The 26,723-nt window shown below is 56.7% G+C and carries 21 protein-coding genes and 1 pseudogene; 8 read left to right on the forward strand and 14 right to left on the reverse strand.

Features of this window, described 5'->3' with window-relative positions; all coding sequences use genetic code 11:
* Positions 1-97: 97 nt before the first annotated feature.
* The 4 genes from H6G62_RS06730 to H6G62_RS06745 all read right to left on the reverse strand — a co-directional run bounded on the left by H6G62_RS06730 (position 98) and on the right by H6G62_RS06745 (position 4,683).
* Positions 98-1,372 carry an ATP-binding protein gene (locus H6G62_RS06730; RefSeq protein WP_190493351.1) on the reverse strand — a complete coding sequence of 425 codons (1,275 nt, stop codon included), beginning with the start codon at positions 1,370-1,372 and terminating at the stop codon, positions 98-100.
* Positions 1,373-1,688: 316 nt separating this feature from the next.
* Positions 1,689-2,012 (reverse strand): RNA-binding protein, encoded by a 324-nt coding sequence (locus tag H6G62_RS06735; RefSeq protein WP_190493352.1) that lies wholly within the window; start codon positions 2,010-2,012, stop codon positions 1,689-1,691.
* Positions 2,013-2,324: 312 nt separating this feature from the next.
* Complete coding sequence (locus H6G62_RS06740) at positions 2,325-3,158, reverse strand: metallophosphoesterase family protein (RefSeq protein ID WP_190493353.1); 834 nt, start codon at positions 3,156-3,158, stop codon at positions 2,325-2,327.
* A gap of 85 nt (positions 3,159-3,243) precedes the next feature.
* A complete protein-coding gene (locus H6G62_RS06745; RefSeq protein ID WP_199324798.1) occupies positions 3,244-4,683 on the reverse strand; it encodes a Rieske 2Fe-2S domain-containing protein in 1,440 nt (479 codons plus the stop codon).
* A gap of 142 nt (positions 4,684-4,825) precedes the next feature.
* Between H6G62_RS06745 and H6G62_RS06750 the strand changes: the two genes are divergently transcribed.
* Both H6G62_RS06750 and H6G62_RS06755 read left to right on the forward strand, forming a co-directional pair.
* Entirely contained in the window at positions 4,826-4,969 is a 144-nt protein-coding gene (locus tag H6G62_RS06750; protein ID WP_190493354.1) for a hypothetical protein, read from the forward strand.
* Positions 4,970-5,812: 843 nt separating this feature from the next.
* Entirely contained in the window at positions 5,813-8,383 is a 2,571-nt protein-coding gene (locus tag H6G62_RS06755) for a glycogen/starch/alpha-glucan phosphorylase (protein ID WP_190493355.1), read from the forward strand.
* Between the two features lie 119 nt (positions 8,384-8,502).
* On the opposite strand, the gene H6G62_RS06760 is transcribed toward H6G62_RS06755, so the two are convergent.
* Both H6G62_RS06760 and H6G62_RS06765 read right to left on the reverse strand, forming a co-directional pair.
* Positions 8,503-8,865, reverse strand: a complete 363-nt coding sequence (locus H6G62_RS06760) for a (2Fe-2S) ferredoxin domain-containing protein (RefSeq protein ID WP_347239302.1) — start codon at positions 8,863-8,865, stop codon at positions 8,503-8,505.
* A 6-nt stretch (positions 8,866-8,871) separates the two neighbouring features.
* A complete protein-coding gene (locus H6G62_RS06765; protein ID WP_190493356.1) occupies positions 8,872-13,107 on the reverse strand; it encodes a DEAD/DEAH box helicase in 4,236 nt (1,411 codons plus the stop codon).
* 449 nt (positions 13,108-13,556) lie between these two features.
* Between H6G62_RS06765 and H6G62_RS06770 the strand changes: the two genes are divergently transcribed.
* Positions 13,557-13,880 carry a hypothetical protein gene (locus H6G62_RS06770; RefSeq protein WP_190493357.1) on the forward strand — a complete coding sequence of 108 codons (324 nt, stop codon included), beginning with the start codon at positions 13,557-13,559 and terminating at the stop codon, positions 13,878-13,880.
* An 87-nt stretch (positions 13,881-13,967) separates the two neighbouring features.
* Here the strand turns inward: H6G62_RS06770 and H6G62_RS06775 are convergent, their stop codons facing one another.
* Both H6G62_RS06775 and H6G62_RS06780 read right to left on the reverse strand, forming a co-directional pair.
* Positions 13,968-14,420, reverse strand: coding sequence for an FHA domain-containing protein (locus H6G62_RS06775; protein WP_190493358.1), 453 nt, complete (start codon positions 14,418-14,420; stop codon positions 13,968-13,970).
* 134 nt (positions 14,421-14,554) lie between these two features.
* Positions 14,555-15,148: a cyclic nucleotide-binding domain-containing protein gene (locus H6G62_RS06780; RefSeq protein WP_190493359.1), complete on the reverse strand. Its 594-nt coding sequence runs from the start codon at positions 15,146-15,148 to the stop codon at positions 14,555-14,557.
* Positions 15,149-15,483: 335 nt separating this feature from the next.
* Between H6G62_RS06780 and H6G62_RS06785 the strand changes: the two genes are divergently transcribed.
* The 4 genes and pseudogenes from H6G62_RS06785 (at position 15,484) to H6G62_RS06800 (ending at position 19,993) form a co-directional block, all read left to right on the forward strand.
* Positions 15,484-16,305, forward strand: a complete 822-nt coding sequence (locus H6G62_RS06785; RefSeq protein WP_190493360.1) for a tetratricopeptide repeat protein — start codon at positions 15,484-15,486, stop codon at positions 16,303-16,305.
* 258 nt (positions 16,306-16,563) lie between these two features.
* Positions 16,564-17,548: pseudogene (locus H6G62_RS06790) on the forward strand (IS110 family transposase).
* A 376-nt stretch (positions 17,549-17,924) separates the two neighbouring features.
* Complete coding sequence (locus H6G62_RS06795; protein WP_190493361.1) at positions 17,925-19,214, forward strand: tetratricopeptide repeat protein; 1,290 nt, start codon at positions 17,925-17,927, stop codon at positions 19,212-19,214.
* An 89-nt stretch (positions 19,215-19,303) separates the two neighbouring features.
* Entirely contained in the window at positions 19,304-19,993 is a 690-nt protein-coding gene (locus tag H6G62_RS06800) for an SDR family oxidoreductase (protein WP_190493362.1), read from the forward strand.
* 76 nt (positions 19,994-20,069) lie between these two features.
* Here H6G62_RS06800 and H6G62_RS06805 read toward each other — a convergent pair whose 3' ends face one another.
* From H6G62_RS06805 to H6G62_RS06830, 6 genes are all read right to left on the reverse strand, one after another.
* A complete protein-coding gene (locus tag H6G62_RS06805) occupies positions 20,070-20,678 on the reverse strand; it encodes a hypothetical protein (RefSeq protein WP_190493363.1) in 609 nt (202 codons plus the stop codon).
* A gap of 167 nt (positions 20,679-20,845) precedes the next feature.
* Entirely contained in the window at positions 20,846-22,174 is a 1,329-nt protein-coding gene (locus tag H6G62_RS06810; protein ID WP_190493364.1) for a DUF1254 domain-containing protein, read from the reverse strand.
* A gap of 61 nt (positions 22,175-22,235) precedes the next feature.
* Positions 22,236-22,547 carry a hypothetical protein gene (locus tag H6G62_RS06815; protein WP_190493365.1) on the reverse strand — a complete coding sequence of 104 codons (312 nt, stop codon included), beginning with the start codon at positions 22,545-22,547 and terminating at the stop codon, positions 22,236-22,238.
* Positions 22,548-22,651: 104 nt separating this feature from the next.
* Complete coding sequence (locus H6G62_RS06820; RefSeq protein WP_199324799.1) at positions 22,652-22,975, reverse strand: DUF6515 family protein; 324 nt, start codon at positions 22,973-22,975, stop codon at positions 22,652-22,654.
* Positions 22,975-23,739, reverse strand: coding sequence for a DUF2092 domain-containing protein (locus tag H6G62_RS06825; RefSeq protein ID WP_190493366.1), 765 nt, complete (start codon positions 23,737-23,739; stop codon positions 22,975-22,977). Before H6G62_RS06825 ends, H6G62_RS06820 begins: the two co-directional genes overlap by 1 nt.
* A 224-nt stretch (positions 23,740-23,963) precedes the next feature.
* Entirely contained in the window at positions 23,964-25,376 is a 1,413-nt protein-coding gene (locus H6G62_RS06830) for an arylsulfatase (RefSeq protein ID WP_242051860.1), read from the reverse strand.
* 346 nt (positions 25,377-25,722) lie between these two features.
* Here H6G62_RS06830 and H6G62_RS06835 point away from each other — a divergent pair, with 346 nt between their 5' ends.
* Positions 25,723-26,715 carry an AraC family transcriptional regulator gene (locus tag H6G62_RS06835; RefSeq protein ID WP_190493368.1) on the forward strand — a complete coding sequence of 331 codons (993 nt, stop codon included), beginning with the start codon at positions 25,723-25,725 and terminating at the stop codon, positions 26,713-26,715.
* The last annotated feature ends 8 nt before the right edge of the window (positions 26,716-26,723 follow it).

Raw genomic sequence — 26,723 nt, forward strand, 5'->3', positions numbered from 1 at the left:
TGGCTTGGCAAACCCCAAGTCTCACCCCGGCCTCCGGTATTCACGGGTGCTGTCTGCGTCCCCGGTATCAGCGGGGACGAACAAGCCAGATGGCCTATCATCGGTGCATCGATCCTAGGGCCAACAGTCGTTCCAGTTTAGGTACCGTGAGCGGTAGGGATAGCACGAGATCCACCAGGGTTGCCACGGGGGCGGTGACGGGGGGGATCTCAGGTTCCGTCAGCAGCACCAGGGTTGGGCGGGGGGTAGGCAACCGTTGAAGGTTGGCGACGAGGGCAAGATCCTCTTCCTGAGCCAGAATCACCAGCAGGTGAGGCGGCTGGGGCTGGAGGGCGGCGATGACCTCCGGCCAATCGGTCTGGCGGTTGACCTGCCAGCCGCAGAGTTGGAGGTAATTTAGCCAGGGATGGTGGCGGTCGGGGTTGGGATCGAGCATCACTAGGCTAGGGGCGTTGGTTGGGGCGCGAGGCGGCGTGGGTTCAGACGGGCGCAAGGTTTTACTGGGATGGCCATGCCTAGGCAGATACAGCAAAAATCGACTGCCTTGGTTAACCACGGATTCCACCGTGACATAGCCGCCGTGCAATTGGGCGAGTTGCTGGGTGAGGGCGAGCCCTAGTCCGGTGCCGTCGTAGCGGCGATTGAGGGTGTTATCCAGTTGGGTAAAGGGCTGAAAAAGCTGATTGAGCTTGTCCTCTGGGATGCCAATGCCCGTATCGGCCACGGCAAACTGTACTAGGTCGCCCACCCCCTGCACCGTCAGCGTCACCTGCCCCCGATCCGTAAACTTGATGGCGTTAGAGAGCAGGTTCAACAACATTTGGCGGAGACGATGCTCGTCGGCGAAGCAGTCCTGGGCTGCTGCATCCACCTGGTAGGACAGGGCGATGGGCTTGGGGGCCACCCGAGGCTCCACCATCGCCATGCAGGTTTGGCACAGGGCCGGAAGATCCACTGCCGAGAGCCGCAGGTGTTCCTGCCCCGCTTCCACCTTCGAGAGATCGAGGATGTCGCTAATCAGCGATAGAAGGTGTTCGCCACTGGCGTGGATACAGTTGAGGTATTCCAACTGCTTGGCGGTCAGCGGCCCTACCACCTGCTGGCTGAGCAGAGACGACAACCCCAAAATGGCATTGAGGGGGGTGCGCAGCTCGTGGCTCATCATCGCCAAAAACTGGCTTTTAGCCTGACTCGCGGCCTCGGTAGCACGTTGCTGAGTCGCTAAGGCTTGATTGTCCTGCATCTGCTGGGCCACCTGGGTCGCCAACTGCTGATACTGGGCCTCCCATTCCGCGAATAGGTGCTGAAGCTGTTGAAAGGCCACTGGATCGTGGCAGAGATGGTGTAGATAGTCCAGATTGAGAGGGCACATAGCACATAGATTAGGCAAGAGGGCAAGGCTGGCTCGACGCTATGGTGACGAGCCATACCCCTAGAAATCCCAGATTTTGCCGATCTGCATCGCCAAAACAGGCAGAAAATATAAAGAAAATCTTTAATCCCTAGGAGAACGCAGGCTATCCTAGCCCCTAAGCCTGCTGTCTCACCCGCAGCCGAAGAAACAACCTATTTTGCCCCTCACCCTCGCCCCAACAAGAATGGCAGAGAAAACGAGTTCTCTGCCATAGGCTCACAATTCTGTTTGGTTGTAGAGGAGGACTGAGGGCCACCTCCCTAGGCGTCTGGGTTTACCAGCGAGAGAACTCGCGGTTGCCGCCATTGTCGCGACCACCAAAGTTGCCTCGGGGTGCGCCACCACCAGACCGCTTTTCCTTAGGCCGCGCTTTGTTGACCCGAAGCTCGCGCCCCATCCATTCCGCTCCGTCGAGGGCCTCAATGGCCGCATCTTCGTCAGCTTCCTTTTCCATTTCCACAAAGGCAAAACCGCGAGGACGCCCCGTTTCCCGGTCGGTGGGTACCGTCACTCGGCTAACGGCCCCATACTCGGCGAAGACTTCGGTAATGTCTCCCTCCGTGGCATTGTAGGCTAGGTTCCCTACATAAATCGACATGGCACAACTCCAAATTAGACGTGAAATGTAGACAAGTTCGATTCGGAGTGGCACTCACCGATTTACCCGAAAACTGAGATCAGACTGTGATTAACCAGCCTACCGAAAGCAAAACATGTTACCCGCTTACTCTAACACAAGGCACCCAGTCGTAAACGGTTTGTAACACAGTGTCAGCGGTCGTTATAGCCTTTTGGCATCGCCCTTCTCAAGCCCTGTCCACAGGGCTAAATTGAAAGTGGTTTTAGGGCCAAGGCGGCGACCCCCGTGGTTCGCCCGACTGAACGACTTAAAGCCACGGATAGGTTGACCTTAAACCGTTGCCACATAAGGGTTAGCGGCTGTCTCAATGTACCCTGGGGTCATCGGCCAAGCGGGAGCAGGGCCAGCGGGCAGACCCGTTTCTCCTGGAGCCATGGGCCTGGCCGCGTGGGGAAAGGTGGGTGGCATCGCTCCATAGTCTTGTAGGTGTGATTGGCGCAATTGGCCCTGTTGGTTGGCCTGCCAAATGTTGCCGCTGGTGATGTCTAGGCAGGTGAGCCACTGCCCTTCACAGGCGGCGGTATCTAACCCAATGGTGTGCCCTAAATTGAGGGGATAACCGCTACGTTGGGGGGTATGGCCACACACGAGAACCTTGCCCGATGAATGGGGTTGAGGATGCTCTAATTTGTTCCAAAAAATCACCCGATCTGGCTGACGGAGTAGGGGCATTTGGGAGGACAGCATCCCATGGGAAAAAATGTGTTTATTGGTTGCAAACCAGCGCAGACAATCATGCTGCAAAAAATGCCAATGGCTATCGGGAATGACGGTTAAATCGACGGGATTAACCTCGCCCCCCGGCGGTAACCCAGCGTAGGAGGCTAGGGTATGGGTATCAACAAACACTTCACCATGGACAACGGCCCGCCCAAACCGCCCTGCAATGAGCATTTTGAGCTCGTGATTACCCAGGAGTGGTATTAATACGCCCCAGCTAGACAGGCGTAGTAAAAGGTCTAAAACGGTCTTTGTTTCTGGCCCTTTATTGATGTAGTCTCCCAGGGTAATCATGCGGTCGCTGGGATGTAGCGCAATCGCTGACAAAAGGGTGTCAAAGGCGGTGGCGCAGCCATGAATATCACCGACTGCAAAGAGGCGCATAGCCGCTAAAAACCATCGAAAAGGCGATGCCTTGACTATATCAATTCTCCCTTAAACTCAAGGTTATTGTTAACTTAAGTCAGGGTTAAGGTTTTTGCGTTTTGATCGGACGGTTGCGAGGGGGCAGGGCACGGCCTTCGGAAAATTGGCGCTCTAGGCGACCCAGCCACAGCCATAGGGATCCGGCGATGAGGGGAACTCCCGTCAACAGGGTGCCGCCGAGGGGGGAGAGGCTTCCGGCTAGGGTTAGGGTCAAAGGAATCAGCGACCAGGCCACGGCACTGACGATCAGCAGGCCCGTGCGAAGGGTCTGAATCCGCCGTAGCGCTACCCGACAACTGCGGCAGTGCTGGGTGTGGGACTGGTAGCGATCCAAGAGGGCGGTGGTGGGTAATGCTGGCGGCAGAGGTTGGCCGGGGAAGGGATAGGCCTGGAAGTCGCTCAACCATTTGCGGTAGGCTATCACGTAGCGATCCGCCTGGGTGGGCAAATAGCAAGCCTGGGCGTAGGGTTTGGGGTCTGCCTTTTCCAGTTCGCGCTCTTGAAGATGCAGAAAAATTTGGTCGTCCTCTAGCACGCCATTGTTGCCGATGTGGCTAAACCAACGGGGGGTGATCTGAATGAACAACCCCGGTAGCTTGGCGGAGAATTTGAAGGGAAACCGCGCAAACAGGCGGCATTCCCCCTTGCGAATGGGGGTGGCGTAGACCACGGTGAGGGTGCGGCCAAATTGCTTGGAGGTGAGGTCTTGGTACATCAATCCTGGGGCAACAAACACGGTGTGCTGGGTGCCGAGTTTGCCCTTGCGGGGGCCTTCTGGCCATCGAACGCGAAACCCTTGCTTGGAGAAATCCACCATTTCTGTCACCATGGGAGCGGCGTTGTCGCGGTTACCCACGGTTTTGTGATGGGTGTAGGGAATGTGGCTGGCATCGAGGACGTTTTCCAGCAGGGTGATCGCGTCGTAGGGCAAGTCCCGAAAGGTGTTGAGCATCACCCAGCCATCGGGGTCTTCCTCCACCGGGCCGATGATGGGCACCGCCACCTGGGGCGCATTCTCGGCTTTGCCGGGGTAGACAAACAACAACCCCTGTTTGACGATGGCGGGCAGGGCCACCGCACAGGCTCGCGAAGATCGATGGGCCTCGGTATCCGCCGCCTGTTGGGGAATCTGCTCACAGGTGCCCTCCCCGGAAAAGGCCCAGCCATGGTAAGGACATTCCAACAGCCCCGCTTCGTTGACGCGACCTTCGGACAGAGGCGCGAGACGGTGGGGACATTTGTCCTCAAACACCCGCCAGATGTTCCCCTTTGGATCCCACCAAATCACCAAACCTTGATCCAGTAGGGTAAAGCGGGTGGGTAGGACTGGGTCTAAATCTTCAACGTAGGCGACGGGATACCAGGCTTCGGCCACATCAAAGCGCTGGGGATCAGGGCCACCAGCGGGCAATCCCTGGGGTAACTGGGGCCGCAACATGTCCGGTTGAGTGGAGACATCCGGTTGAGTGGGGGTAGCCGTCATCGTGATTCACGCTGCGTCATTGGTACACCTCATATTGTGTTACAAAACTTCGTGATTTGCCGTTACCGGGGCCAATCCATCGGTGGAGAGCGTTTTTCCCTATCCTGATCGACCCTGTGGCGGGGCAGGAATGCGAGAAATCATGGCCCTCAAATTTGGGGGAACCATGGAAGAATTGGGAATCCATCGAGGGAAATTTGTATTTCTAGCTACGCTTCCCTTGGGACATCTGCTGTCGCGCCAAGACCTGCCCGTCTCGGCGATGAACGACAGCATCGGACATTAGCGGTTTTTGTCGGCTGAATTCAGAATAAATTCTAATCTTTCTGTGGATTATCTGTAACTGTTGTCACACTAGAGAAACCCTAACGAAGCTTTAGGGATCGCCCAACCCAAGGAAGGCAACTCGACCCACTTCTCGATCTCCCCCTAAACTGCCGACGCCTGTTTAGGGGCATCGATCAAACGTTGCCTAATTGCCCCTTGATTCAGGGATAGATAGTCTGACTCAACCTTGATTTTCTCCTGACCTCCGCTGAAGGCGACGCTGATTTTCCTGGGTAAAATGACCGATCAGGCTCATCTTCGCAATAGTCTGTTACATCTTCAAGGACTCCATACACCAAAGCTTTAAGAATCGAAGCGACCTCAAAAGTTCATCGGAAGACGCATTGGTTAAAATAACTTAACATTGCTACATTTAGCTCTCATAATTACAGCTTAGGTCAAGGTCTTCATATGTGTGATTGGATAAGGATTCTGGGTATTCTAAATCTAGGATGATGGCGTTCATTTTTTCAGGCGTTGAAGGCAATCGGTGATTGCAAAATTTTGGGATCGCCAAAAAATCAATGGCGGCATGAATGAAGCCTTTACAAAGCTCCGTGCGTTTTGTCTTGAAAGCCGCTACCATGAAATCACTTAAGTCGATTTAATAACCTGATTCGCGTTGGCTATATTACCGTTAAAGCTCCCAGTTCGGTATTCAGCCCAGTGAGCGAATCTATAGCTATCCCACTATTCAACGACTTCAACAACTGAGTTCACGCCTTGAGTGCGCCTAGGGCTTTGCCCCAACTTGTGCGCTGAAGGGACAGACCATGACCATGCATGTAGTTAGGGGCCAACCATGATTAGACCATCCACCCAATCTTCCCAGACCTCTCAGGTCTCTCAGCCCGAGAGTCCCCGATTCAGCATTACTCAGCCTTCGGCAGAGGGGGCTGTCTATCGGGATCCACCGTTGACGCCCTATCACAGCGAGTCGTCGGAGCAGCTTAAGCAGGCGCTATTCACCAATCTCTACTGCGAACAGGGCAAGGACGAGCAGTTTGCCAATGCCCACGACTACTACATGGCCCTGGCCTACAGCGTGCGCAACGAATTGATGAAAAAGCGCATCCGCACCGCCAAAACCTACGCCGACAGCAAAGCTAAGGCCGTCTATTACCTCTCGGCGGAATTCCTCATGGGTCGCCACCTGGGCAACGGCCTGATCAACCTGGGCCTGCACGAAACCATGCGCCACACCCTCGCCGATATGGGCCTGGAACTGGACGAACTGCTGGAGCGGGAGGCAGAACCGGGCCTGGGCAACGGTGGCCTGGGGCGGCTGGCGGCCTGCTTTATGGATTCCCTCACCACCCTGAACCTGCCTGCCATTGGCTACGGCATCCGCTACGAATTTGGTATCTTCACCCAGGTGCTCCACAACGGCTTCCAGCACGAGCAGCCCGACAAGTGGCTGAGCTTTGGCAATCCCTGGGAGATCGCCCGTCCCGATTATCAGGTGGAAATCAAGTTCGGCGGCTACACCGAGGTCTATAAAGACAGCGACAACGACTACCGCGTGCGCTGGATGCCGGGACAGACGGTAATCGGCATTCCCCACGATTCCCCGGTTCCGGGCTACGGCACCGAGAACGTCAACATTCTGCGGCTGTGGAAGGCGGAGGCGGGCAGCGCCTTTGACCTCCATGCCTTCAACGCCGGGGACTACTTTGGGGCCGTGGCCGACAAGATGATCTCCGAGAACATCACAAAAGTCCTCTACCCCAACGACGAAACCCTCCAGGGCAAAGAGCTACGGCTGCAACAGCAGTATTTCTTCGTGGCCTGTTCCCTGCAAGACATCATTCGCCTGCACCTGCGGGATCATGGCCATCTCGAAACCCTGGCCGACTTTGCTGCCATCCAGCTCAACGACACCCACCCCGCTATCGGCGTGGCGGAACTGATGCGGATTCTGCTAGACGAGCATCACTTTAACTGGGATCAAGCCTGGACCATCACCCAGCGCTGCTTTGGCTATACCAACCACACCCTGATGCCCGAAGCCCTGGAATGCTGGTCGGTGGATTTGTTTGGGCGCTTGCTGCCCCGCCACCTGGAGCTAATCTACGAGATCAACCACCGCTTCCTCAGTCAGGTGAAGCTGCGCTATCCCAAGGATCCCGAACGGCTGGAGCGGCTATCGCTGATTGCCGAAAGTCCCGAACGGAAGGTGCGCATGGCCAACCTCGCCTGCGTGGGTAGTCATGCCATCAACGGGGTCGCCGCTTTGCATACGGAACTACTGAAACAGGACGTGCTGCGCGACTTCTACGAACTCTGGCCCGACAAATTCACCAACAAAACCAACGGCATCACCCCCCGTCGCTGGCTGTTGCAGTGCAATCCGCGCCTGTCCCAGCTCATTACCGAAACCATCGGCGAGAGTTGGATTACCAACCTCGACGACCTGCGCCACCTGGAAGCCCACCTGGATAACCCCACCTTCCAGCAGGCTTGGCATTCCATCAAACAGGCCAACAAGTGGGATCTGGCCCACATCATCCACAGCCGCCTCGGCATCGAGATCAACCCCGACTCCATGTTTGATGTGCAAATTAAGCGCATCCACGAGTACAAGCGGCAGTTGCTCAACATCCTCCACGTCATCACCCTGTACCACCGGATTCTGCAACACCCCGACCAGCCCGTGGTGCCCCGCACGGTGATCTTTGGCGGCAAGGCGGCTCCCGGCTATGCCATGGCCAAACTGGTGGTGAAGCTGATCACCGCCGTGGCCGATGTGGTCAACGCCGATCCCATCGTGGCCGGACGGTTGAAGGTAGTGTTCCTGCCCAACTACAACGTCTCCCTGGCCCAGCGCATCTTCCCCGCCTCCGACCTCTCGGAGCAAATTTCCACCGCTGGCACCGAAGCCTCCGGCACCGGAAACATGAAGTTTGCCCTCAACGGTGCCCTCACCATCGGCACGTTGGATGGGGCCAACATCGAAATCCGCGAAGAAGTGGGGGCCGACAACTTCTTCCTGTTTGGCCTCACCACCGAGCAAGTGTCCGCCTGCAAGGCCGTGGGCCACAACCCCTGGTTCTACTACGACACCAACCCCGAACTGAAGCGCGTCCTCGATAGCATCGCCAGCGGTCTCTTTGCCCCAGATCACCCCGATCTGTTCCTGCCCCTGCTGGATTCCCTGCTGGTGGACGATCCCTACCTGGTGATGGCCGACTACGGAGCCTACGTGCAGTGCCAGGAACACGTTAGCCGCTGCTACGAAGACCAGGCCCGCTGGACGCGGATGTCGATTTTGAACGCGGCCCGCATCGGCAAATTTTCCGCCGACCGCACCATCGCCGAATACACCCGCGACATCTGGCATGTTAAGCCCATCGAGGTGAATCCAGAGGGTTAATACCAAGACAGGCATCCCAGTCTTAAAAGACTGGGATGCCCCCAGTTTTTGTCTCCTAGCCGTTCATTTCCGTCAAGGTCTCCCCCTTTACCTCGCTTGAATGGCAGGCCCTACTCCTCTCAGGAGTGATGAAATCGGGGGTGCAGGTAGGCGGCGACGGGTTGTCCCTGGCCAAAATGTTGTTCCACAATGACGGCTACATCCTCCGGGTGCAGGCGGCAATACCAGGTATCATCGGGCAGAATGTGTACCGTTGGCCCCGAACTACACTGCCCCATGCAGCCACTCGCCGCCACCAAAATCTGCGGAGATTGGTGATCCCGAAACGCGATCAGTACTTCATCACTCCGATTCCGCAGGCAGGAACGATGTTGACAGACCTGCACCAGCCACCGTTGGGGAAGCCCAGGGGAGGGATCAATAGAGCCTGTAATCGGCGACGGGAGAGGCGGGTTGGGGGGCGCGGAATAAGATTCAGACACCGTATTTTATCCTTCGCTAATCATCCGCAGCAGTTCGTCGGTGGAGATCTTGCCGCTCATGTCGGTGCCCTCTAGGAGGCTGTCGGCCAGATCGCGTTTTTGTTTGTGCAAGTCCACGATTTTTTCCTCGATGGTGTTTTGGGCCACTAGGCGATAGATGGTGACGGGGCGTTGTTGGCCCATGCGGTGGGCGCGGTCGCTGGCCTGGTCTTCTACGGCGGGGTTCCACCAGGGATCCATGTGGATCACATAATCCGCTGCGGTGAGATTCAACCCGGTGCCCCCGGCTTTGAGGCTAATCAAAAACACATCGCCCTGGCCAGATTGGAAGGCATCCACTCGTTTTTTGCGATCTTTGGCGGGGGTGCTGCCATCGAGGTATTGGTAGTGAACCTTTTGCTGATCTAAAAACTCGCGCAGGATGGCAAGGTGATCGACAAACTGGCTAAAAACCAGGGCTTTGTGGTTATTTTCCAGCAGTTCTTCCAGAATTTCGCCAAAAGCTTCCAGTTTGGCGCTAGGGAGCTTGGGTTCGGCTTTCACCAGGCGGGTGTTGCAGCAGGCGCGGCGTAGTTTCATGATTTCCGCTAGCACTTGCAGGTGTTTGGCCCCGCCCTCGGCCCCCGGTTCCGAGAGTTTGGCGATGGCCTCCCGGCGCAGGGCTTCGTAGAAGGCCATTTCCTGAGCGCTGAGTTCTACCTGGAGGGTGATTTCGGTGCGGGCGGGCAGTTCCTCTAGCACCTGGGTTTTGGTGCGGCGCAGGATGAAGGGCTGGATGAGTTTCTTCAGACGGTTGCGGGCCTGTTTGTCTTGGTTGCGCTCGATGGCGTTGGCAAACTTTTGGTTGAACTGTTCCTGGGAACCCAGCAGACCGGGATTGATGAACCGAAACAGGTTCCACAGTTCCCCCAGGTGGTTTTCGATGGGGGTGCCCGTGGTGAGGATTTTGAAGCCGCCCTGGAGTTTCATCGCCGCTTGAGATCGCTTGGTGGCGGAATTTTTGATCGCCTGGGCTTCGTCTAGCACGATGGTTTGCCACTGCACCTCCGCCAGCATTTTGGCGACTTCTTCCTGTTGCAGCAGGCCGTAGCTGCACACCAGTAGGTCGAAGGGTTGGAGGTTGTCCAGGACTTTTTGACGGTCGCCGCTGCCGAAGGGAATGGGGTTGAGGGTGGGGGCAAACTTTTCGGCCTCGCTCAGCCAGTTCATGCACACGGAGGTGGGCGCGACGATCAGGGTTGGCCCCTCCGGCGCACGGGTGAGGATCACCGCCAGGGCTTGCAGGGTTTTGCCCAGGCCCATGTCGTCCGCAAGGCAAGCCCCCACGCCCCAGTGGGCCAACCGCGCCAGCCAGTTAAAGCCCTCTCTCTGGTAGTCCCGCAGTTCCGCTTGCAGGGTGGAGGGCAGTTCTGGCTTGAGATCCTGGGCTTCCTTTAGGCGTTTGACGTGATCCTTCCAGTGCTTGTCGGTTTGGAGTTGGCCCACCTCGTCCATCCAGTCTTCCATGGCCAGGGAGGCGAGCGGATGGAAACGCACGCCCTTGCCGCTGTTTTCCGAGAAGGCCCGCAGTTCATCGAGGCGCTTGCGAAATTCCTGGGTCAGCGCCACAAATTCCCCATCGGCCAGCTTGATGAACCGACCGGGGGAAGCTTCCAGGAGGGCCATCAACCGCTGCATATCCAACACCTGGTCATCGCTGATGGACAGTTCGCCATTGGCGGCAAACCAGTCCCGCTGACGCTGAATCTGCACCTTGAAACTCCCCAGACCCACCTGATTGACGACCCGCATTTTTTCGCCTTCGGGCCATTCCACCACCGCCTGATCGCCCAGGTCTTGCAATTCCAGTAGCAGTTCTAGGCAGTCTTCCGGGTCTTCAATCAGCCATTCTCCAGCCTCATCCTCCAACCGTTGTAGGGTGGGGCTGGCTTTTTCCACGGCACGGGCCAGCTTTTCCTCTTCCTTCAGATTGCGATGGGTTTGCAGCCGTTTGCCGCCCACCTCTGCCAGCACCATTTCGCCGCCGCTGCCCGGTCGGTAGTAGGGGCCATCGTCGCCAAAGGGCCGAGTCAGCAACGACACCTTGAGGCCAGCCCCCGCAGGCAGCAGGTGAATATGGGGAATGGTCTGGGCGGGCACCTCCTCTGCGTCGGTGATGCCGCCGCCAATGTCGGAATGCACCGTCACCAGGCTGACGATGGCATTGAGGGTTTCTAGCACCTTTTCCTTGGCGCTTTCCGGCACCTCCAGGGCGTTTTTGGGGCCAAGGATGGTGGCGATGCGCTGGTGTTCCTTGGTGAACTCCACCACCTTGACGCGGGTGGGGGTTTCCTTAATCAGCGCCACGGACTGCTGTTCCTCTAGGGGCGGCGTCAGGGAGAGGGTAAGCATCCCGTTTTTGCCCTGTTTCACCGTTAGGGCGGGTTCTCCTTTAACGACTTCCAGGGGCGTCGTGGGGGCGTCTTCCCAAAACACCAGGGGATGCCCCACTAGGGCTAGCATTACCTTATCCAGGAAATAGTAATTGGTAGACCCATAGGAACCGTATTCTGAGGTTAGGCAAGCACAAATCTCCCGATCCTGGGGTGTCAGGTAGGGAAAGTCCGACAGGCTATACTTCAGGCGATGCAGGGCCACCGCTCGGCCTCGACTCCAGCCGCCCTTAACGCTGATTTTCTGCTCCTTCGGTTGCAGCATCCAGTTTTGGCCGGAATACATCGTCAAAAACCAGGCCATCCGGTACTCGGTTTCTACCGCTGCCGCCGATCCTTCGGCCTTGGCCAGACCGGAGTTGAGGCCGATCAACGCCGTCAGGGCCATTTCCCAGGGTTCCTTGGGGCTAATGATCTCGGTGATGGGCTGAATTCCGGTGGACTCCCGCAGGGTCGGGGCTTCCTTGCCGTAGAGGCTGCGCGGGTTAAGGTGAGCTAGGATCATGGCCGCTTCTAGGGCGAACCAGTCGTAGCCAGCGGCCTTGGCATCTTTGTAAATATCCTTCACCGGGTTTGGAAGCCGATCACGGGCCGTTTCTAAATCCACCCAGTACAGGCAGAGGGCATCGATCAACGACTCAAAGCTATGGGAATCAGCCAGGGTGCTGAGGGGGGTGTTGGTGAGGTAGGCCTTGGCGGTGGTATTGCCCTGCAAGGTCTGGGCCACCTTTTCGAGGGATCCGTGGGTCACAGCAAGCCAGTGGCGATAGGTCTGCTCGGCGATGGGATGGGCATATTCCTCTGCGGTGCGAAGGCTGGCGGCACTACCCTCTTGTAACAGGGCCAATATCGGGAAAACTCCTGGCACGGTATCAAAGTAAATTTTGCGCTTGCCCGTGGCCTTCTTCAGCAGCTTGAGCGCCACCTGGCCTAGCTCGCGGGTTTGGGCATAGTCTCCCCGCAAACAACTGAGCCAGCCCTGCAACAAAAGGGACTCCTCCGGGGCATCCTGGGCCAGGTCTTTAATCCCCGCTTCCGCCTCCGCCAGCCGTCCCCGCATCAGCAGTTGTTGAATCCAAATATTCCGCAGTTGGTTCGAGGCCATGGAGTCCTCTTGCTGACAGTCCTCATGCAGCAGGGCAAAGGCATCCTCCGCCGGGGTGAGGGACAGGATGGAGTTGACACAGAGGTTGCCCAGGGCCGCTTCGTAGATGTCGGGGTCTTTTTTCAGGGTGAGGAACCACTCCCGGTCGAAGGGGTTGTTGCAAATTAGCTCAAACACCTGGGCCATGGAAATGCGGCTGGTGGCAAAAACATGGTTGTAGTAGGTCTCAAACTGGGCCTCAATGTAGTCCCAATCCACCCGATAGAGACCAATGCGCACCTCCCGCAGAAACTGATCTTCGCTTTGGAATGACCGCTGATTCCGGTTCCAGTTCGCCGTTGGAATTGGCAGCTTCTCCTGCACCACCGTCACCATGGTCTCAAAGGTGCCCTGGGCTAGGGCATCGCGGGTCACCATTTCCACCAGCAGGGGATGACACCGGGAACCATGTCCGCCTTCAGCCACCAAGATCCCGTGGTTCATCAACCGGGTCAGATGGGGATTCAATGCGGCTAGGTCGTACTTAAGCGTTTGGCCGCTGTGGCTCAGGTAGGCATTGAGGCAATCTACCACCTTGGTCTTGCCCACGGGGGTGTAGATAATGGAGAACAACTGCACCAGTTCCCGATCAAAGGCTGGGATCTGGTGATAGCGTTCCAGCAGTTTTGCCCGCTCATCCTCCAGCGATATCTGCGCCTTGGCCATAGTTTGCCCATCCTAATCCAGCTATCAGCTATAGGAGTGATTGTATCGGCTAACACGGGGTGCCAACGGCTTTCCTAGTACATAATCGCCCCTTGGTGGGATCCTTCTGCGCCTAGGGTCATCTACGGTTCTTGACCAGGGGTAAACCCCACCGTAGAGAAACCTCGCCATAGATAGCCACCGGACAGAGCCACCATAGATCGGGCGGGAACCGAACCGGGGATGCTGGCGTCAACGCAACCTCAGTTCGGTGGCTCCCTGAGGGCCTAGAACCGTAGCCCAACCGAGGACATCCGTAGGGTATCTGTGATATACATAGGCAGGGCTGGCATAGATCAGGTCGATGCCGTTGATACAGCACCGCAGCGAAACTTAACACAGTGATGGCCAATCCATCAGAGCTAGGGTGCCAGTTAACAATGACGTGATGGTTCAACCAACAGGTTTTTATGGCTCGCTATACCAACTTATTAACCCTCTCTGAACCCGAAACCCCCCAAAGTCTAGGATCTTCCATTGTTCAAACCCTAGAGGATTGTGGGCTGAGCATGGTGTATGCCAACAAAGACTATTTTGTCGCCAAAGAAAAACCAGGCCAGGTGGCCCTCGCCCAACTCACCACCATTGAGGTGATGATCAACCAACCCACCTCAGTCGCCAACACCGCCCGCGTGAACTTGGTGGTCAAAAATGAAGAGCTGCCCCTTCAGCAGGATAACCACTGCCAACGCATGTTTGAAACCGTCAGTCAGGCTATTGGAGCCATGCTTTAGGGTAGCCCATCGCCATGGCCTCAGATCACTGTAGGGACGAGGTAACCTCGCCCGCTGATACTCGGGGCAAGCAGGCCGTATTTAGGATTAGGTAAACGGATTCTCATCGACCTCGAGTTCTTCTTCGCCTTCCTCTACCATGTTGGGGCTGATGAGGGTGATGTCGAACTCGTCGGGGGGGAGGCTAGATTGGCTATCGCGCTTGAGTTGGTAGTAGATGGCCCTAGCTTGGGGGCCAAACACAATCTCGTCTTCGTTCTTTAGGTCGTGGGCCAGTAGTTTGCGCCCGTTGATCAGCATTCCGTTGGCGCTGGGTTTGCCCTTCAGGTTGCCGTCCACAATTCGGTAGTAGAAGGTGTCGTCGTCCTTCGGCAGTTGCACGAGGGTGGCGTGATGCCTAGAGACAAACTGAGAGGACAGCCGAATATCGCACTTCGGGTCGCGGCCAATGGAATAGACCGACCCATCTAGGACGATTTCGCGACGGCCCTTGCTGTCTTCAACAATCAGAATATTACTCAGCTTGTTATGTAATGCCATACTCGAACACTGAAAAATGGTTTGGCCTGAGCATCAGGGCGATTCACAGAGTGATATCGGAACGATTGTTTCCTAGTGTACCTCTAGATTTTGCCTGAGATGGCAACCTGGCCCTAGGAGTCCTCGTTGTCGTCTTATTCTGGGCGGGACGCATCGGTTTCGGGGTGATCTAGGGCTTCCCAAGGGTTGGATCGGGCATTGCGTAGCCGTTTGAGGAGCCAGTCGAAGCGGATTTCTCCCATCGAGAGGAGATCCTCCATTTCGTCCATAATGCCGGTTTCGTTGCCTAGGCTCACGGGTCGCCAATGCTCCCCTTGGAGATGTTTGACGGTGCTCCGGAGCCGACTGGACAGCAGAATGGCCATGGCTTTGTAGAAGCGCGAGGCAAACCAGGTATCTTGCTGCAATTGTTGGTGTAGGTGTTCCCAGGGAATCCCCAAAACCACGGTATTTTCTAGGGCGATGACCGTGGCTGAGGGGGGTAGACCATCCACAAAAGACATTTCCCCCACCACTTCGCCGCTGGCCAATTGGGCAATGGGCTGCTGGCTGAGCGCCTGTACCGACACCTCTAGGCAACCATCGAGGATTAAAAACAAATGGTTGCAGGGTTGGCCTTCATGGATCAGCACTTCCCCCGGTTGAATTTCCTGTCGCTGCCCTGTGGAGACCAGCCAGTCTACATCTTCGTCGTCTAAGACGCCTAGGATAAATACAATACGCTTCATTGGTGTAGCCCCATGGTGTGCAAACGTTGGCTCCCCTGATGGTAGGGTTGAGGCTGGAATCCGGGGTGGGTTTCGGCGGGCTGGGCGGCGATCAATCGAATCAACCTAATCATCTACCTTGTCAGCGTTTTAGCATACGGCTTGGGGGGCATGGCAGGGGGCTAGATCGTTGCCGCAATGGATCGAAACATTCAAGCGCACCCTTGGAAGCGCAGGGATAGGACATGGATCTAACCTCCATTGTACCAATCTCGGCCAGGTTATCTGCCCCCTCTAGGACACTGCGGCAGTTAGGGGTGCTAAGGTAATGAACCGGAACCGTTGTTGCTGGTGCCATGGGACAGTCGATCACCGTTACCCAAGCCAATTTTGAAACCGATGTGCTGGTGCAGTCCGTCGATCAGGTGGTGCTGGTGGATTTCTACGCCACCTGGTGCGGCCCCTGCCAAATCCTCAAGCCCATGCTGGAAAAGCTGGCCCAGGAGTACGACATCACCGTCGCCAAAATTGACATTGACCAAAACCCTGAACTGGCCAAGGCCTTTCGGGTGGAGGGGGTGCCCGATGTCCGCATCGTCAGCCAGGGGCAGGTGATGGAGGGCTTTGTGGGGGTGCTGCCAGAGCCCCAAATTCGGGAATTGCTGACCAAGCTGGGGCTGAAATCCACCCTCGACCAAGCCTTTGACGCCTTGGATGCGGTGCAGGCCAGCGGCGATGTCGCGGCTACCCAAGCGGCCCTGACCGATCTGCTCACCCAATTTCCCGACAACCCCGCCGTGTTGATGACGGCGGCCCAGGTTTATCTGGGCCAGGGATCGGTGGACTTAGCCCGCCAATACATCGACCTCATCCCCACCGAGGATCGATCCATCGCCCACGCGGTGGACGGGCTGCGGGAATTGATCGCCCTGCACGACACCCTCGCCGAACCCGCTGAGGACAATCCCCTAGAACTGGCCTATCGGCGGGCCTGCGAAGCGACCCTTGCCGCCGACTATGACACCGCCCTAGCCGAATTTCTGGTCATCGTGCAGCAGGATCGGCAGTTTCGGAATGACGGTGCCCGCAAAGCCATGCTGACGGTGTTTAAGCTGCTGGGCGACGGGGACGACCTCACCACCACCTACCGCAAGCGGTTGATGCAGTCGCTTTACTAGGCGGCTGATTCAGCGGAGGAAAAGAAAGATCGGGTCGCTACTAACAAAACTCTGGAGGATCCCCCTTGTATCTTAAGAGTCAGGACGGTAGACCGTTTTCCCCCAGGTTCTAGAAACCGAGATTTAGTCCAGGTCGCCGTTCTGTCATGCATCAACACCTCGAAAAATCGCCAGGGTCACGAACCCGTATCGAACAAGGTTGAGTGGGGCATGGCTGTCAAGACCGGGGAAAATGTCATCCACTGATGAGGTATCGCCATGGGAGAAGTACGGCAGTGGGTAGGCATTGATGTCAGTCAAGCCAAGCTGGATATCGCGTTGCGTCCGTCGGGTCGCCGTTGGCAGGTGTCGAACAACGAGGCGGGGTGGCAGGAACTCGTGGGTGAGTTAGCGGGTTTCGTGATAGCCGGAGTGGTCGTGGAATCCACGGGGGGATGGAGCGAGGGGTGGTGCAGGTGCTGCAACGCCAGGAGATCGCGGTTGCGGTGATTAATCCGAAACGGGGGAGGGACTTCAGTAAAGCCTGTGGTCGATTGGCGAAGACGGATCGGATTGATGCGGAGGTGTTGGCGCATTTTGGGGAGGCGTTACAGCCGTTGCCGAAGCCCTTGGCGTCCGAGGAGCAGGAAGCCCTGTCGGATTTGGTGCATCGACGGGCTCAAGTGGTGGAGAGGCTCAACGACGAGCAGCGGCGATTGCACCGTGTGCGGAACCGAAGTGCTCGCGCCGATATTGAAGCCCACATCGACTGGATGAAGCAACGCATCAAGGCGCTAGACGCAGAAATTGACAGCCTGCGACAGGCGGATGAGGCTCGTCAACAGCGCTATGAGTGGCTGTCCAGTGTGCCGGGGGTCGGTCGAGTCATTGCCACCACCTTGTTGGCGGTCTGGCCCGAATTGGGCCAGTTGTCCACCCAGAAGCTGGCCAGTCTCGTCGGGGTGGCTCCCTTCAACTTTGACAGTGGCAAACTGCGGGGTAAACGGCACATTGTGGGGGGGCGAGCCTTAGTGCGGTCGGCCCTCTACATGGCGGCCCTCGTGGCGGTGCAGCATAACCCCGTGATTATCCCCCGTTCTACCAGCGCTTGTTAAACGCGGGTAAGCCCAAGAAAGTGGCCTTGATTGCCTGCGCCCATAAGTTGTTGGGCATTCTCAATGCCCTGGTCACTCAGGGTCAGTCTTGGCGCAACCCAGGGGAGACAACCCCCACCCAGCCTGCTATCGCGGCCACAAGTAGTTGACAATCAAGATAATCGCTAAATCCCTCTCCCAAGGTGAGAGAGATACTTTGATCAGTTTCCGGCTCCCCTCTTCCGCCCTGGGAGAGGGGCTGGGGGTGAGGGGGCGGAGACTTTGTGATCTACGGAGTCTAGGGAAGCGTTGTATTCTTCGTAACCTTGTGCTCTCCGTAGCCTTGACTAGCCGTTGAGGAGGGCATGGTCGTTTTGGCGGAGATACGACATAATGGGTCTATCGCTGGAGCCCACAAGAGTATTTTTGCGTAGGGTATTGTTGCGCAACTATCAGGTGAATATCGCAGAGTGAACCGTTCGGCTAAGCCGATGCGGCTAGGTTAAGTCGCTTACGGTGTCCTAATGTCGCCACTGAAGCCATACCATGATGATTAGCGAACTCCTGAAGGTTGGCACTGAAAAGGCCAAGTTGGGCTATTTCCAAGATGCCCTGGAACTGTTCTCCCAGGCGATTCGGATCGATGATGCCTGTGCCAAAGCCTACTACAACCGGGGCTGTGCCTACCGCGACTTGCAACGTCCACAGGAGGCGCTGGAGGATTTTTCGATGGCCCTGCACCTCGACCCTGGCTTGATCAATGCCTACATTAACCGGGGCAACCTGTACCGCACCCTAGGTCAATTTGCGGCGGGTCTGGCGGATTTAAACCAAGCCCTTGCACGGCAACCCACCGATCTAAAAGCCTACGGCAATCGGGGGCGCATCAAACTGGATATGGAGGACTATGGGGGTGCGATAGCCGACTTTTCGGTGGTGTTGACCCAGCGGCCTTACTTTCCAAAGATCTTACTCTGGCGGGGGTTGGCCTACCTCAAGCAGGGAGCCCACACGGCCCTAGCCGAGTACCGTCGTCAGGCCTATCAGCACGCCATCGACGATTTCGCCACCCTTCTAGCCCAGCAGCCCCGCCACCCCGAAGCCCTCAACTATCGGGCGGTGGCCCACTTTCAACTCCGCAACTATTACCAGGCCGTCCTCGATATCAACCAAGCCCTCGAACACCAGCCAGACTACGCCGAAGCCTACATTAACCGAGGTATGCTGCGCCACGAGCTAGGGGATTTTCAAGGAGCCATCGACGACTATACCAGGGTGCTAGCCATCAATCCGGCCCTACAAGATCATTCCTATAATCAAACCCTGGTGGGGTTAGCCCTGGATAGCCCCGACCCCGTCGCGGAGGATGTGCCCCTGAATCTACGGTTTCGGCTGGCGGATTTGTACGACAGCCGGGGGCAGTTGCGGTCGCAGGTGGGCGACATGGACGGATCGAACGCCGACTATACCCTGGCGCTGAGGTTTAATCCTAGCTGTGGGCGCATTTTGGCCAACCGGGGCCGAGTTCTGAGTCGTCAGGGCCGCTATTTGGCCGCCATCGCCGACTTTAACCAAGCCCTAGCCCTCAAATCCGAGGATGCCCTCACCTACTGCGACCGAGGCTATGCCCACTATTTCCTAGAAGACTGGAACCAAGCCCTAGCTGACTTCAACCAAGCTATTGGCCTCGATCCCTATCTGGCAGAAGCCTACATTGGTCGGGGCCATACCCGCATTCGACTAGGCCAAAGGGCCACCGCCGCCATGCAAGACTTTCGCCAAGCCCTAGATCTCGCCTGGGATAGCCGCCAACCCCAGCGGTCGCGGCCCCTGTAGGATGCCTCCCCGGCTTTTTGCTTCTAGCCGTTACGCCCCTCTCGGCAACTTATACTAGAGCCTGACGAAACCGGAGCAAACCGTATCCCATGGGCCAACATTTCGTGATTACGGGCGTAAGTCGTGGCCTAGGGCGGGCCTTGGCGGAGGCATTGATTGCCGAAGGACACCGGGTTTCGGGCTGTGCGCGACAGGCTGAAACGATGGCGGAACTGGCGCGTCAGTATCCCGATCAGCATTTTACGGCGGTAGACATTGGTGATGCGGCGGCGGTGCAGACCTGGGCTGAGGCGGTTTTAGACCAGGTGGGGGTGCCGGATTTTGTGATCAACAATGCGGGCTTGGTGAACGAGCCTGCGCCCCTGTGGCAGGTGCCCGTGGCGGAATTTGAGGCGGTGGTGACGGTGAATATTTTGGGGACGGTCAACGTCCTCCGCAGCTTTGCCCCAGCCATGATTCAACGGGGCAGCGGCATTTTTGTGAACTATAGTTCTGGCTGGGGCCGAGGCACTTCGCCAGAATTTGCCCCCTACTGCGCCACCAAATGGGCCATTGAAGGTCTGACCCAAGCCTTTGCCCAGGAGTTGCCCCCCGGCATGGCAGCGGTGGCCCTCAATCCCGGCATCATCCACACCGACATGCTAGAAACCTGCTACGGCGACGAGGCCGCGAACTTTACCCCCATCGCCCAGTGGGTGAAAACGGCCCTACCGTTTATTTTGGGCCTGAAACCCCAGGACAATGGCCGTTCCCTCTCGGTGCCGGGTAGTTTGTCTTAAGCTGAATGATTGATCACCCCAAATCATGATCGGGCGTTCTACTTACCTGTCCTGCCCACCTTATGCAATTTGACCATTACTTCGCTGGGCGATCTCGGCTTGGATGAACGCCTTTCCCCTGTCGCCCCAGCAGATAGCCCAAGGCTCCGGGGATGGCTAGTAGGGTAATCAAAATGGTGGTGGAGGTGCTCAGGCGGCTGGAGAGGGTGCGGGCTGGATCCAGCCCTTCCCACAAAAAGCGCCCGGTGACAATCAGGGCGTAGAGACCAGCGGTGATGGCGCTGAGGCTGGAGATAAATTCTCTGAGGGTTGGCAGGTGAGCCTGGGGCGTTCTTCGGCCTACTAGTACCCCGGCAATGAATCCTGCCGTTGCTTGAAACGCTACAAACGTCAGCCGCAGATTGAGGCCCAGGGGTTCCTTTTCGGCGGCCATGTGCCCAGCCAAGATGCCTCCTATCCCCAGGATCATCCCCGCAATTGCCCCTACGGCCATCCACCAGTACACGGGCCGCGAGATATAGGCGCAGGCCACAATTAGGCCAGACATGCCCAAGGAAGTCAGCACCGTGGCCTGGGCCAAGGGCAACTGGGTGACGATGCCCAGGGTGAGGCCGACGCCGATGATCGTGCCCAGTGCCATGATTAGGCTTTGCTGGGGGCCAGTGGTTTTGGTGAAGTTTTGCATGGGGAGAGTGCAGGCTTGTGGTTGCAGAGATCCTAGGATTTTATTTCTATCGAGGGATTCATTCCAATGGCGGCTGAGGGGTGCAGAACCCTGGGATCTTGGCCAATTCAGATCCCAGGGTTCTACGTGGGGGTGCCCACAAGGTGCGGCTGAGGAGTGCAGAACCCCTAGATCCGCTGCATGGCAGGAGCCGTCCAGGTGCCATCAAGGGCTTCTGCTTTGGGCCAGTACAGCCGCATGGCGCAGAAGAAGGGGCCAGCGGGGGCCGGGAGCCAGTTGGCCTCTAGATCCGCACCGGGGGATTCGGTCTGAATGTAGAACGTCAGTCCACCATCGGCATCGCGCTGGAACTGGGGCAGCATGGGCGAGTTGAGCAGGTAGCGGTTGAGCGGGTTGGCCACCAGCAAACTAGCGGGCAGTTCGTACATCGTCAGCGACCAAAAGGCATTCACCGGGGGCAGGTGATCGGCGGCAAAGTGCAGGGTGTAGCGGTTAGCTCCGTTCAAGGGCTGGCCATCGGCATCGACGGTGTAGAAGGGGTACATGGCCTCCTGCTTGGAGTTGCCAAAGATGCCCAGCACCGCCGCCGCCATCCGGTAGAGGTAGTTGTTCTGCAAATAGTCGCGGGTGCCGAACAGATCGCCGGAGGTGACTTGTCCGGCATCAACCTGTTTTTTCAAGGCCGCAAATTCGGCCCAGGCATCGGCCACACCCTGGGCCATGGCTGCTTTCACCTCCGGGGCAAGGGCATCCGCCGAAAACCCCTGCCCTGCCTCCACACCGATTTGGGCAAACCGGGATCGCAAGTCCACTTCCGAGGGTACCGGGGGGCAAAATTGCAGCAGAAAATTCAAAATGCCGAAAAATTCTAGGGAGGTCTTCTGGGCATCGGGGGTGAGGGGCGGCACAAACGCAACCGGGGGGGCACTGGCTGGAGCGGATTGTCCCAAAAATTCCGACAGCGGCTGAAGTTGGTATTGGGCCTGAATTTCCTTCACCTGATCGAGATCGGCGGGATTAAACAGTTGGGTGCGATAGATCGCCTGGACAAACTCGGTTTCGGCGCGAATCACTTTGCTGACGCCGCTGGGGGTTTCGCCTTGCCAATTGGGGCCAGCAATCACAAACACGCCGCCGCCATTGCCCGTGGCGCGGCTACCGATGTACTCGAAATTGAACGTGTACAAATCCACTAGTTGGATGCTGAAATAGCGTTCCGGCTCTAACTCTGGCACGGTGATCACAATTGGTTCTGCCCGCAAATCTAGCCCCGCCATGGAGTAGGGCGTGTCGGAGTTGGGGGTCTGAACAGCCTTATCCTCCGGCGTAAACACGCGGGCAATATTGCGGAGATGGTTCCAGGAGGCTTTGTATTCAGGGTTTTGAGCATCAACAAAATAGGCGTGCTGGATACGATAGCTGTCTACCATCGGAAAGCCATAGATGTAGGCTTCTTTGGCAAGGTTACGGATTTCTGCAAGGTCGTTAATCAACATAGGAAAGCCTTTTAAGAACGTGTTCAGAAGACAGAAATCAGGCTTTTTAGGAGAGCAAAATCTAATCGATATACACCACGACGTACTGGTTGTTGTAGGGCTGATAATAGGTGGCCCCACACTGGTAGACCATCACCCCATCGATGTAGATGCTAGAACAACCAACGGGTAGGGTCGCCGCGTAGATGGTGGATCGTCGGATCACCCGCCTTGTGGTGCGCCGAGCCGCCCCCGCCACGCTGACCGGGGTAGCAGGCCGACCCACCACCGCCGCTGCTGGTTGCGTCAGCCCACCGCTGAACACGCCCTCCATCACACCTCCCGCCGCGAGGAGCCCACAGGCTCCAATTGCTAAACGCTGCATTGAGTTCATGGTTAAATCTCCAAATTCAAACGGTTGACTCACCCCGACCTTTGCTGCAAAACGCTTCGCGAACGGGCAACCTGCCCAGGCGAGGGCGCTATCTCTAACTGGGGTTACTCGACATACACCACCACGTACTGATCGCCGTAGGGTTCGTAGTAGGTGCCACCGCAGGAGTAGAGACTCACCCCTTCGATGATCACGGTGGAACAGCCCACTGGCAGACTGGCGACGTAGATGGTCGATCTCCGAATTACCTGCCGTGTGGTGCGTCGGGCTGATCCGGCCACACTGACGGGAGTGGCGGGGGCACCCACCACGGCTTCGGCCCGCTGGGTGACTAGGCGGCTGTTAAACAGTCCATCGGCGACAGCGCTCACCGTCAGCAGGGCCACGGTGCTCAGCAGGGCAGATTTCATCATCGGTTGCTGTAGCATTATTCAGCCTCCTGAAAGTCTTCGAGCTGGCTGGGGGGAAGGGCTTCGAGTTGCCGTGCCCCGGTTGGAACGGTAAAGGTAAAGGCATTCTGGCTGACGGAGGGGTTGGTGTTCCAGTCGCGCAGACGAGTTTCGTACTGGGGCGAACCCGTCACCCACTTGGTGCTAATCACGTACTTCATGGGCAGGGGCACATCCCCGGTTCGCACCCAAATTTGCCAGTCCACATCGTCCTCCCGGAAGGCCAGATGGTGAACTTCCACCCCGTCGATGTAGCCCGTGCCGAGGTATTGGCTGCTGGTCACGCCTTCCATCAGCACCTCGTAGGGGTTGCTAAACAGCAGGTCGGCCCCCGGAAAGGGAATGCCCGTGTCGGCCTCCACTGCCAGAATGGCCTCGTCCACGGTGCCCGTGAAGGCTTGCTGCACGTAGGCGTTAATCCGTCGTCCAAACACAGTGATCTGGCTACCGTTAAACAAAATATCCACATCAGCCAATGGCCCCTGACGGCGGACATGGAGACCATTGGGGCGATTGAGCAACACCGAGGCATAGCTACTAAATTGCAGCTTTTGCCCGTTAGTCGCGATGACTTCAAAATCAATGTCGCTGTTGACGCTGAAGGTGTCTAAATCCGCCAAATAGTCGGACATGAACTGCAAGACTTCGGTGGCGTTGGGGTCGAGGTCTTGGGCTTGGGCGGGGGGCAGGATGACTGCTCCTAAACTCAAGGCCATACCAAGCGCTAGGGACGTGCTACTCATAGGTTTTAGACGATTCATATTGCTCATGATGTTTCTCGTTAAAGAAGGTTTTCTTGGGGAAGAAAGCCCCGATTTCTAGCTCCCCTCTCTCTACGGGCCGTGGCTTGGGGATAGAGCCTTCGACGTTGGTCGGTCAGCCAGCCCTCCGATGAACCAATCCGCCATCAAGCCCTGGATAGATCGGTAAATCGGTAAGGCGGCGGACTGGCTCACAGAAGTAGGCGTTACGGTAGGTTGTCGATGGCCTCGGCTTCCTCTGGGGTGGCAACGGAGGAAAACAGCGCACTCTTCGCCGCCCCCAGGGCTTCCGTTAGCACCAGCGGGAATTCAGCTTCCTGGGATGCCATTTCGACCCGTTGCTTGAGTCGGTTCACCATCCGACGGTTGCGATCCGCCAGGTTGGTTTCCTCGCTAGGATCCTGGGCAAGGTTAAACAGTTCGGTTTTGGAGGGGATGGTAATTTGCCAAACCAGTTTCCAGTCGCCCTGGTGGACGGCGGCGCGGAAAGGCTCAACATCGTAGCCTAGGGCTTCGCGGTCGAGGGATTGCCCCTCGGCTAGGGCTGGCCAGATATTTAGCCCATCCAGGGGTTTGGTTTGATTGAGGGATGCCCCAGCCAGGTTGGCGAGGGTTGGGTACCAATCAATGATGTGCATGGGCTGGTTTGCCACAGATCCAGGTTCGATCCGTCCTGGCCAGTTGGCGAGGGCCACAACGCGAGTACCTCCTTCGTAGAGCGATCCCTTGCCGCCACGAAACGGGCCATTATCCGCAGGAATGGTGCCCCCAGAGGTATCCACTTCCCCGGTAACCGCAGCCGAACGGGGGCCACCGTTGTCGCTTTGGAAAACAATCAGCGTATTGTCCCGCATTCCACGCCGTTCCAGCGCTGCGACGACCTGGCCAATCTGTTCATCCATAACCGTGATCATAGCGGCATAGGCGCGGCGGCTAGGATCCTCGATATTGGCGTATTGTGCCAGAGCCTCCTCCGGGGCTTGGTAGGGGGCGTGGGGCGCAGTAAAGGCGAGGTACAGGAATAGCGGAGTATTGGCGTCGTGCTCGTCGATCAGCTTCACGGCATCCTGCCCCAACAGCGTGGTGACATAGCCCTCTTCGTTGACCAATTCATGGTTGCGGTACCAATCCACCTGGTTGTGGGCGGCGTGGGTAAAGTAGTCGATTTCGCCCAAAATTGGCCCATATTGGTAATCAAACCCCCGATTTAGAGGCCAGTATTTGAAATCGGCATGGCCCAGGTGCCACTTGCCCACAATGGCGGTTTTGTAGCCCGTTTCCTTCAGCGCCTGGGGCAAGATCCATTCATCGGTGGCTAGCCCGTAGGTCGCCGCCGAGGGAATCGCGATGGTCTGCAACCCATAGCGGAAGGGATATCGCCCCGTCATCAGGGCCGCCCGCGACGGCGTACACCAGGGATGGGCGTGGTAATGCTCCAACTGGACGCCCGTTTGGGCCAGCCGATCTAGGTTGGGGGTTTTAATATCAGACCCGTGAAACCCAACATCCTTCCAGCCCAGGTCATCGGCCATGATGTAGAGAATATTGGGGCGCGGCGGTTCCTGGGCCATCGCCCCTAGGGGCAACCATCCCCGGATTCCCACCAAAAGGGCCGCCATAAAAGCGACCAAGAGACTCAATTTTTTCATGCTAGGCATTACTCCCATTCATCGTCCGTGGCTAGAGGCAAGGGGGCTAGGGCTAGGTCTAAACCGCACGACACAGCCGAGCAACATTAAACAAAATGAATCCGTGAATTCCTTGAATCCGTGAATTCTTCATACCTTGGCCCTAGGGCACCAGCGTAGAAGTTCGCTAAAATGATGGCTATCCCAAAATTGCAAGATCACAAAAACGAAACATTAAGAATTATCAAAATCATCACGTATCTCTCTTGGCGGGCCGTTTTCTCTAGGAGATGCCCGATTACTTGCCCGATTACTTGCCCTATTACTCGACTGAGGCATGACATCACTGAAGAACTTGGGATCTCAATTGCTGAACGATGTCGGCCCTAGCGTTGCATCGCTTTATACCTTTAGAGATATTGATGAACTGGCGGCTTTCTTGCCCGAAGATGTCCGCCTGACGCCCCTGGAGTGTGAGCCTTTTCGATGTCAGTCTGCCTTCCTCAATCTCGGTGCGGTTCAATTTAGCTTTAATCATGTCAATCGAAACCTCTATGCCACAGGGGGTAAACAGACAGGCTTTTTAAGCTTTTCGATGATCCTCCAGGGTGGTGGAAAGTACGGTATTGAAAATAATCGACTGGTCAACGAGGACTATTTGTTTGGCTTTGATCCAAATCGTAAGGCCGATCTGGTCTTTCCAGGGAATTGCCTCTACTGTGCGGTCTACATTCAACCAGATCTCTTTGACGCCTATGCCCAGGCTATGGATCGCCTAGATTTGGATGGTAAATTCTTGGCCACCAATTATGCCTATATTGCAGACTCTTTCACTCCTTTACGTTCCTATCTAAGACAGATTTATACCTTACTGATTAAACAATCGGGACAGTTGCAAAATCAAGACTTTCAACAAATTATTTTGCAAGACTTTATTCCTTTGTTGATTGCTGCATTGCCCGTTAAATCATCATCCCAAAATGATGCAAAGTTCCTGCGCCGTTCTTGCTTGGTCAAGCAGGCAAATGACTATATGCAATCCCACCTAGATCAGGTGCTAACGCTTACGGATCTATGTCAAGCCCTAGGCACCAGTAGCCGCGCCCTTTGCTATGGGTTTCAGGAAGTGTTTGGCATCAGTCCCATGTCCTACCTAAAAATTCTCCGGTTAAAAGCCGCTCATCAATTACTCAAAACAGCGCACCCAACTACGATCACGGTTACGGAATCCGCCACTCGCTATGGCTTCTGCCACTTGGGGTATTTTTCCCGCGACTACAAACAAATGTTTGGTGAAATACCCTCCGAAACCTTGAAAAAGCACTATTAGAATCAGTA

Source organism: Phormidium sp. FACHB-1136, assembly GCF_014697375.1.
In the GTDB taxonomy this organism is placed as follows: domain Bacteria; phylum Cyanobacteriota; class Cyanobacteriia; order Phormidesmidales; family Phormidesmidaceae; genus Nodosilinea.

What these genes read in the sequence shown, in the direction of transcription:
- H6G62_RS06820 (WP_199324799.1), bottom strand. Translation starts at nt 22,975, where the DNA reads ATGCTACAGCAACCGATGATGAAATCTGCCCTGCTGAGCACCGTGGCC.
- H6G62_RS06815 (WP_190493365.1), bottom strand. Translation starts at nt 22,547, where the DNA reads ATGAACTCAATGCAGCGTTTAGCAATTGGAGCCTGTGGGCTCCTCGCG.
- H6G62_RS06835 (WP_190493368.1), top strand. Translation starts at nt 25,723, where the DNA reads ATGACATCACTGAAGAACTTGGGATCTCAATTGCTGAACGATGTCGGC.
- H6G62_RS06775 (WP_190493358.1), bottom strand. Translation starts at nt 14,420, where the DNA reads ATGGCATTACATAACAAGCTGAGTAATATTCTGATTGTTGAAGACAGC.
- H6G62_RS06745 (WP_199324798.1), bottom strand. Translation starts at nt 4,683, where the DNA reads ATGACGGCTACCCCCACTCAACCGGATGTCTCCACTCAACCGGACATG.
- H6G62_RS06805 (WP_190493363.1), bottom strand. Translation starts at nt 20,678, where the DNA reads ATGCAAAACTTCACCAAAACCACTGGCCCCCAGCAAAGCCTAATCATG.
- H6G62_RS06770 (WP_190493357.1), top strand. Translation starts at nt 13,557, where the DNA reads ATGGCTCGCTATACCAACTTATTAACCCTCTCTGAACCCGAAACCCCC.
- H6G62_RS06795 (WP_190493361.1), top strand. Translation starts at nt 17,925, where the DNA reads ATGATGATTAGCGAACTCCTGAAGGTTGGCACTGAAAAGGCCAAGTTG.
- H6G62_RS06785 (WP_190493360.1), top strand. Translation starts at nt 15,484, where the DNA reads ATGGGACAGTCGATCACCGTTACCCAAGCCAATTTTGAAACCGATGTG.
- H6G62_RS06825 (WP_190493366.1), bottom strand. Translation starts at nt 23,739, where the DNA reads ATGAGTAGCACGTCCCTAGCGCTTGGTATGGCCTTGAGTTTAGGAGCA.
- H6G62_RS06810 (WP_190493364.1), bottom strand. Translation starts at nt 22,174, where the DNA reads ATGTTGATTAACGACCTTGCAGAAATCCGTAACCTTGCCAAAGAAGCC.
- H6G62_RS06740 (WP_190493353.1), bottom strand. Translation starts at nt 3,158, where the DNA reads ATGCGCCTCTTTGCAGTCGGTGATATTCATGGCTGCGCCACCGCCTTT.
- H6G62_RS06765 (WP_190493356.1), bottom strand. Translation starts at nt 13,107, where the DNA reads ATGGCCAAGGCGCAGATATCGCTGGAGGATGAGCGGGCAAAACTGCTG.
- H6G62_RS06800 (WP_190493362.1), top strand. Translation starts at nt 19,304, where the DNA reads ATGGGCCAACATTTCGTGATTACGGGCGTAAGTCGTGGCCTAGGGCGG.
- H6G62_RS06750 (WP_190493354.1), top strand. Translation starts at nt 4,826, where the DNA reads ATGGCCCTCAAATTTGGGGGAACCATGGAAGAATTGGGAATCCATCGA.
- H6G62_RS06730 (WP_190493351.1), bottom strand. Translation starts at nt 1,372, where the DNA reads ATGTGCCCTCTCAATCTGGACTATCTACACCATCTCTGCCACGATCCA.
- H6G62_RS06780 (WP_190493359.1), bottom strand. Translation starts at nt 15,148, where the DNA reads ATGAAGCGTATTGTATTTATCCTAGGCGTCTTAGACGACGAAGATGTA.
- H6G62_RS06830 (WP_242051860.1), bottom strand. Translation starts at nt 25,376, where the DNA reads ATGGCGGCCCTTTTGGTGGGAATCCGGGGATGGTTGCCCCTAGGGGCG.
- H6G62_RS06735 (WP_190493352.1), bottom strand. Translation starts at nt 2,012, where the DNA reads ATGTCGATTTATGTAGGGAACCTAGCCTACAATGCCACGGAGGGAGAC.
- H6G62_RS06755 (WP_190493355.1), top strand. Translation starts at nt 5,813, where the DNA reads ATGATTAGACCATCCACCCAATCTTCCCAGACCTCTCAGGTCTCTCAG.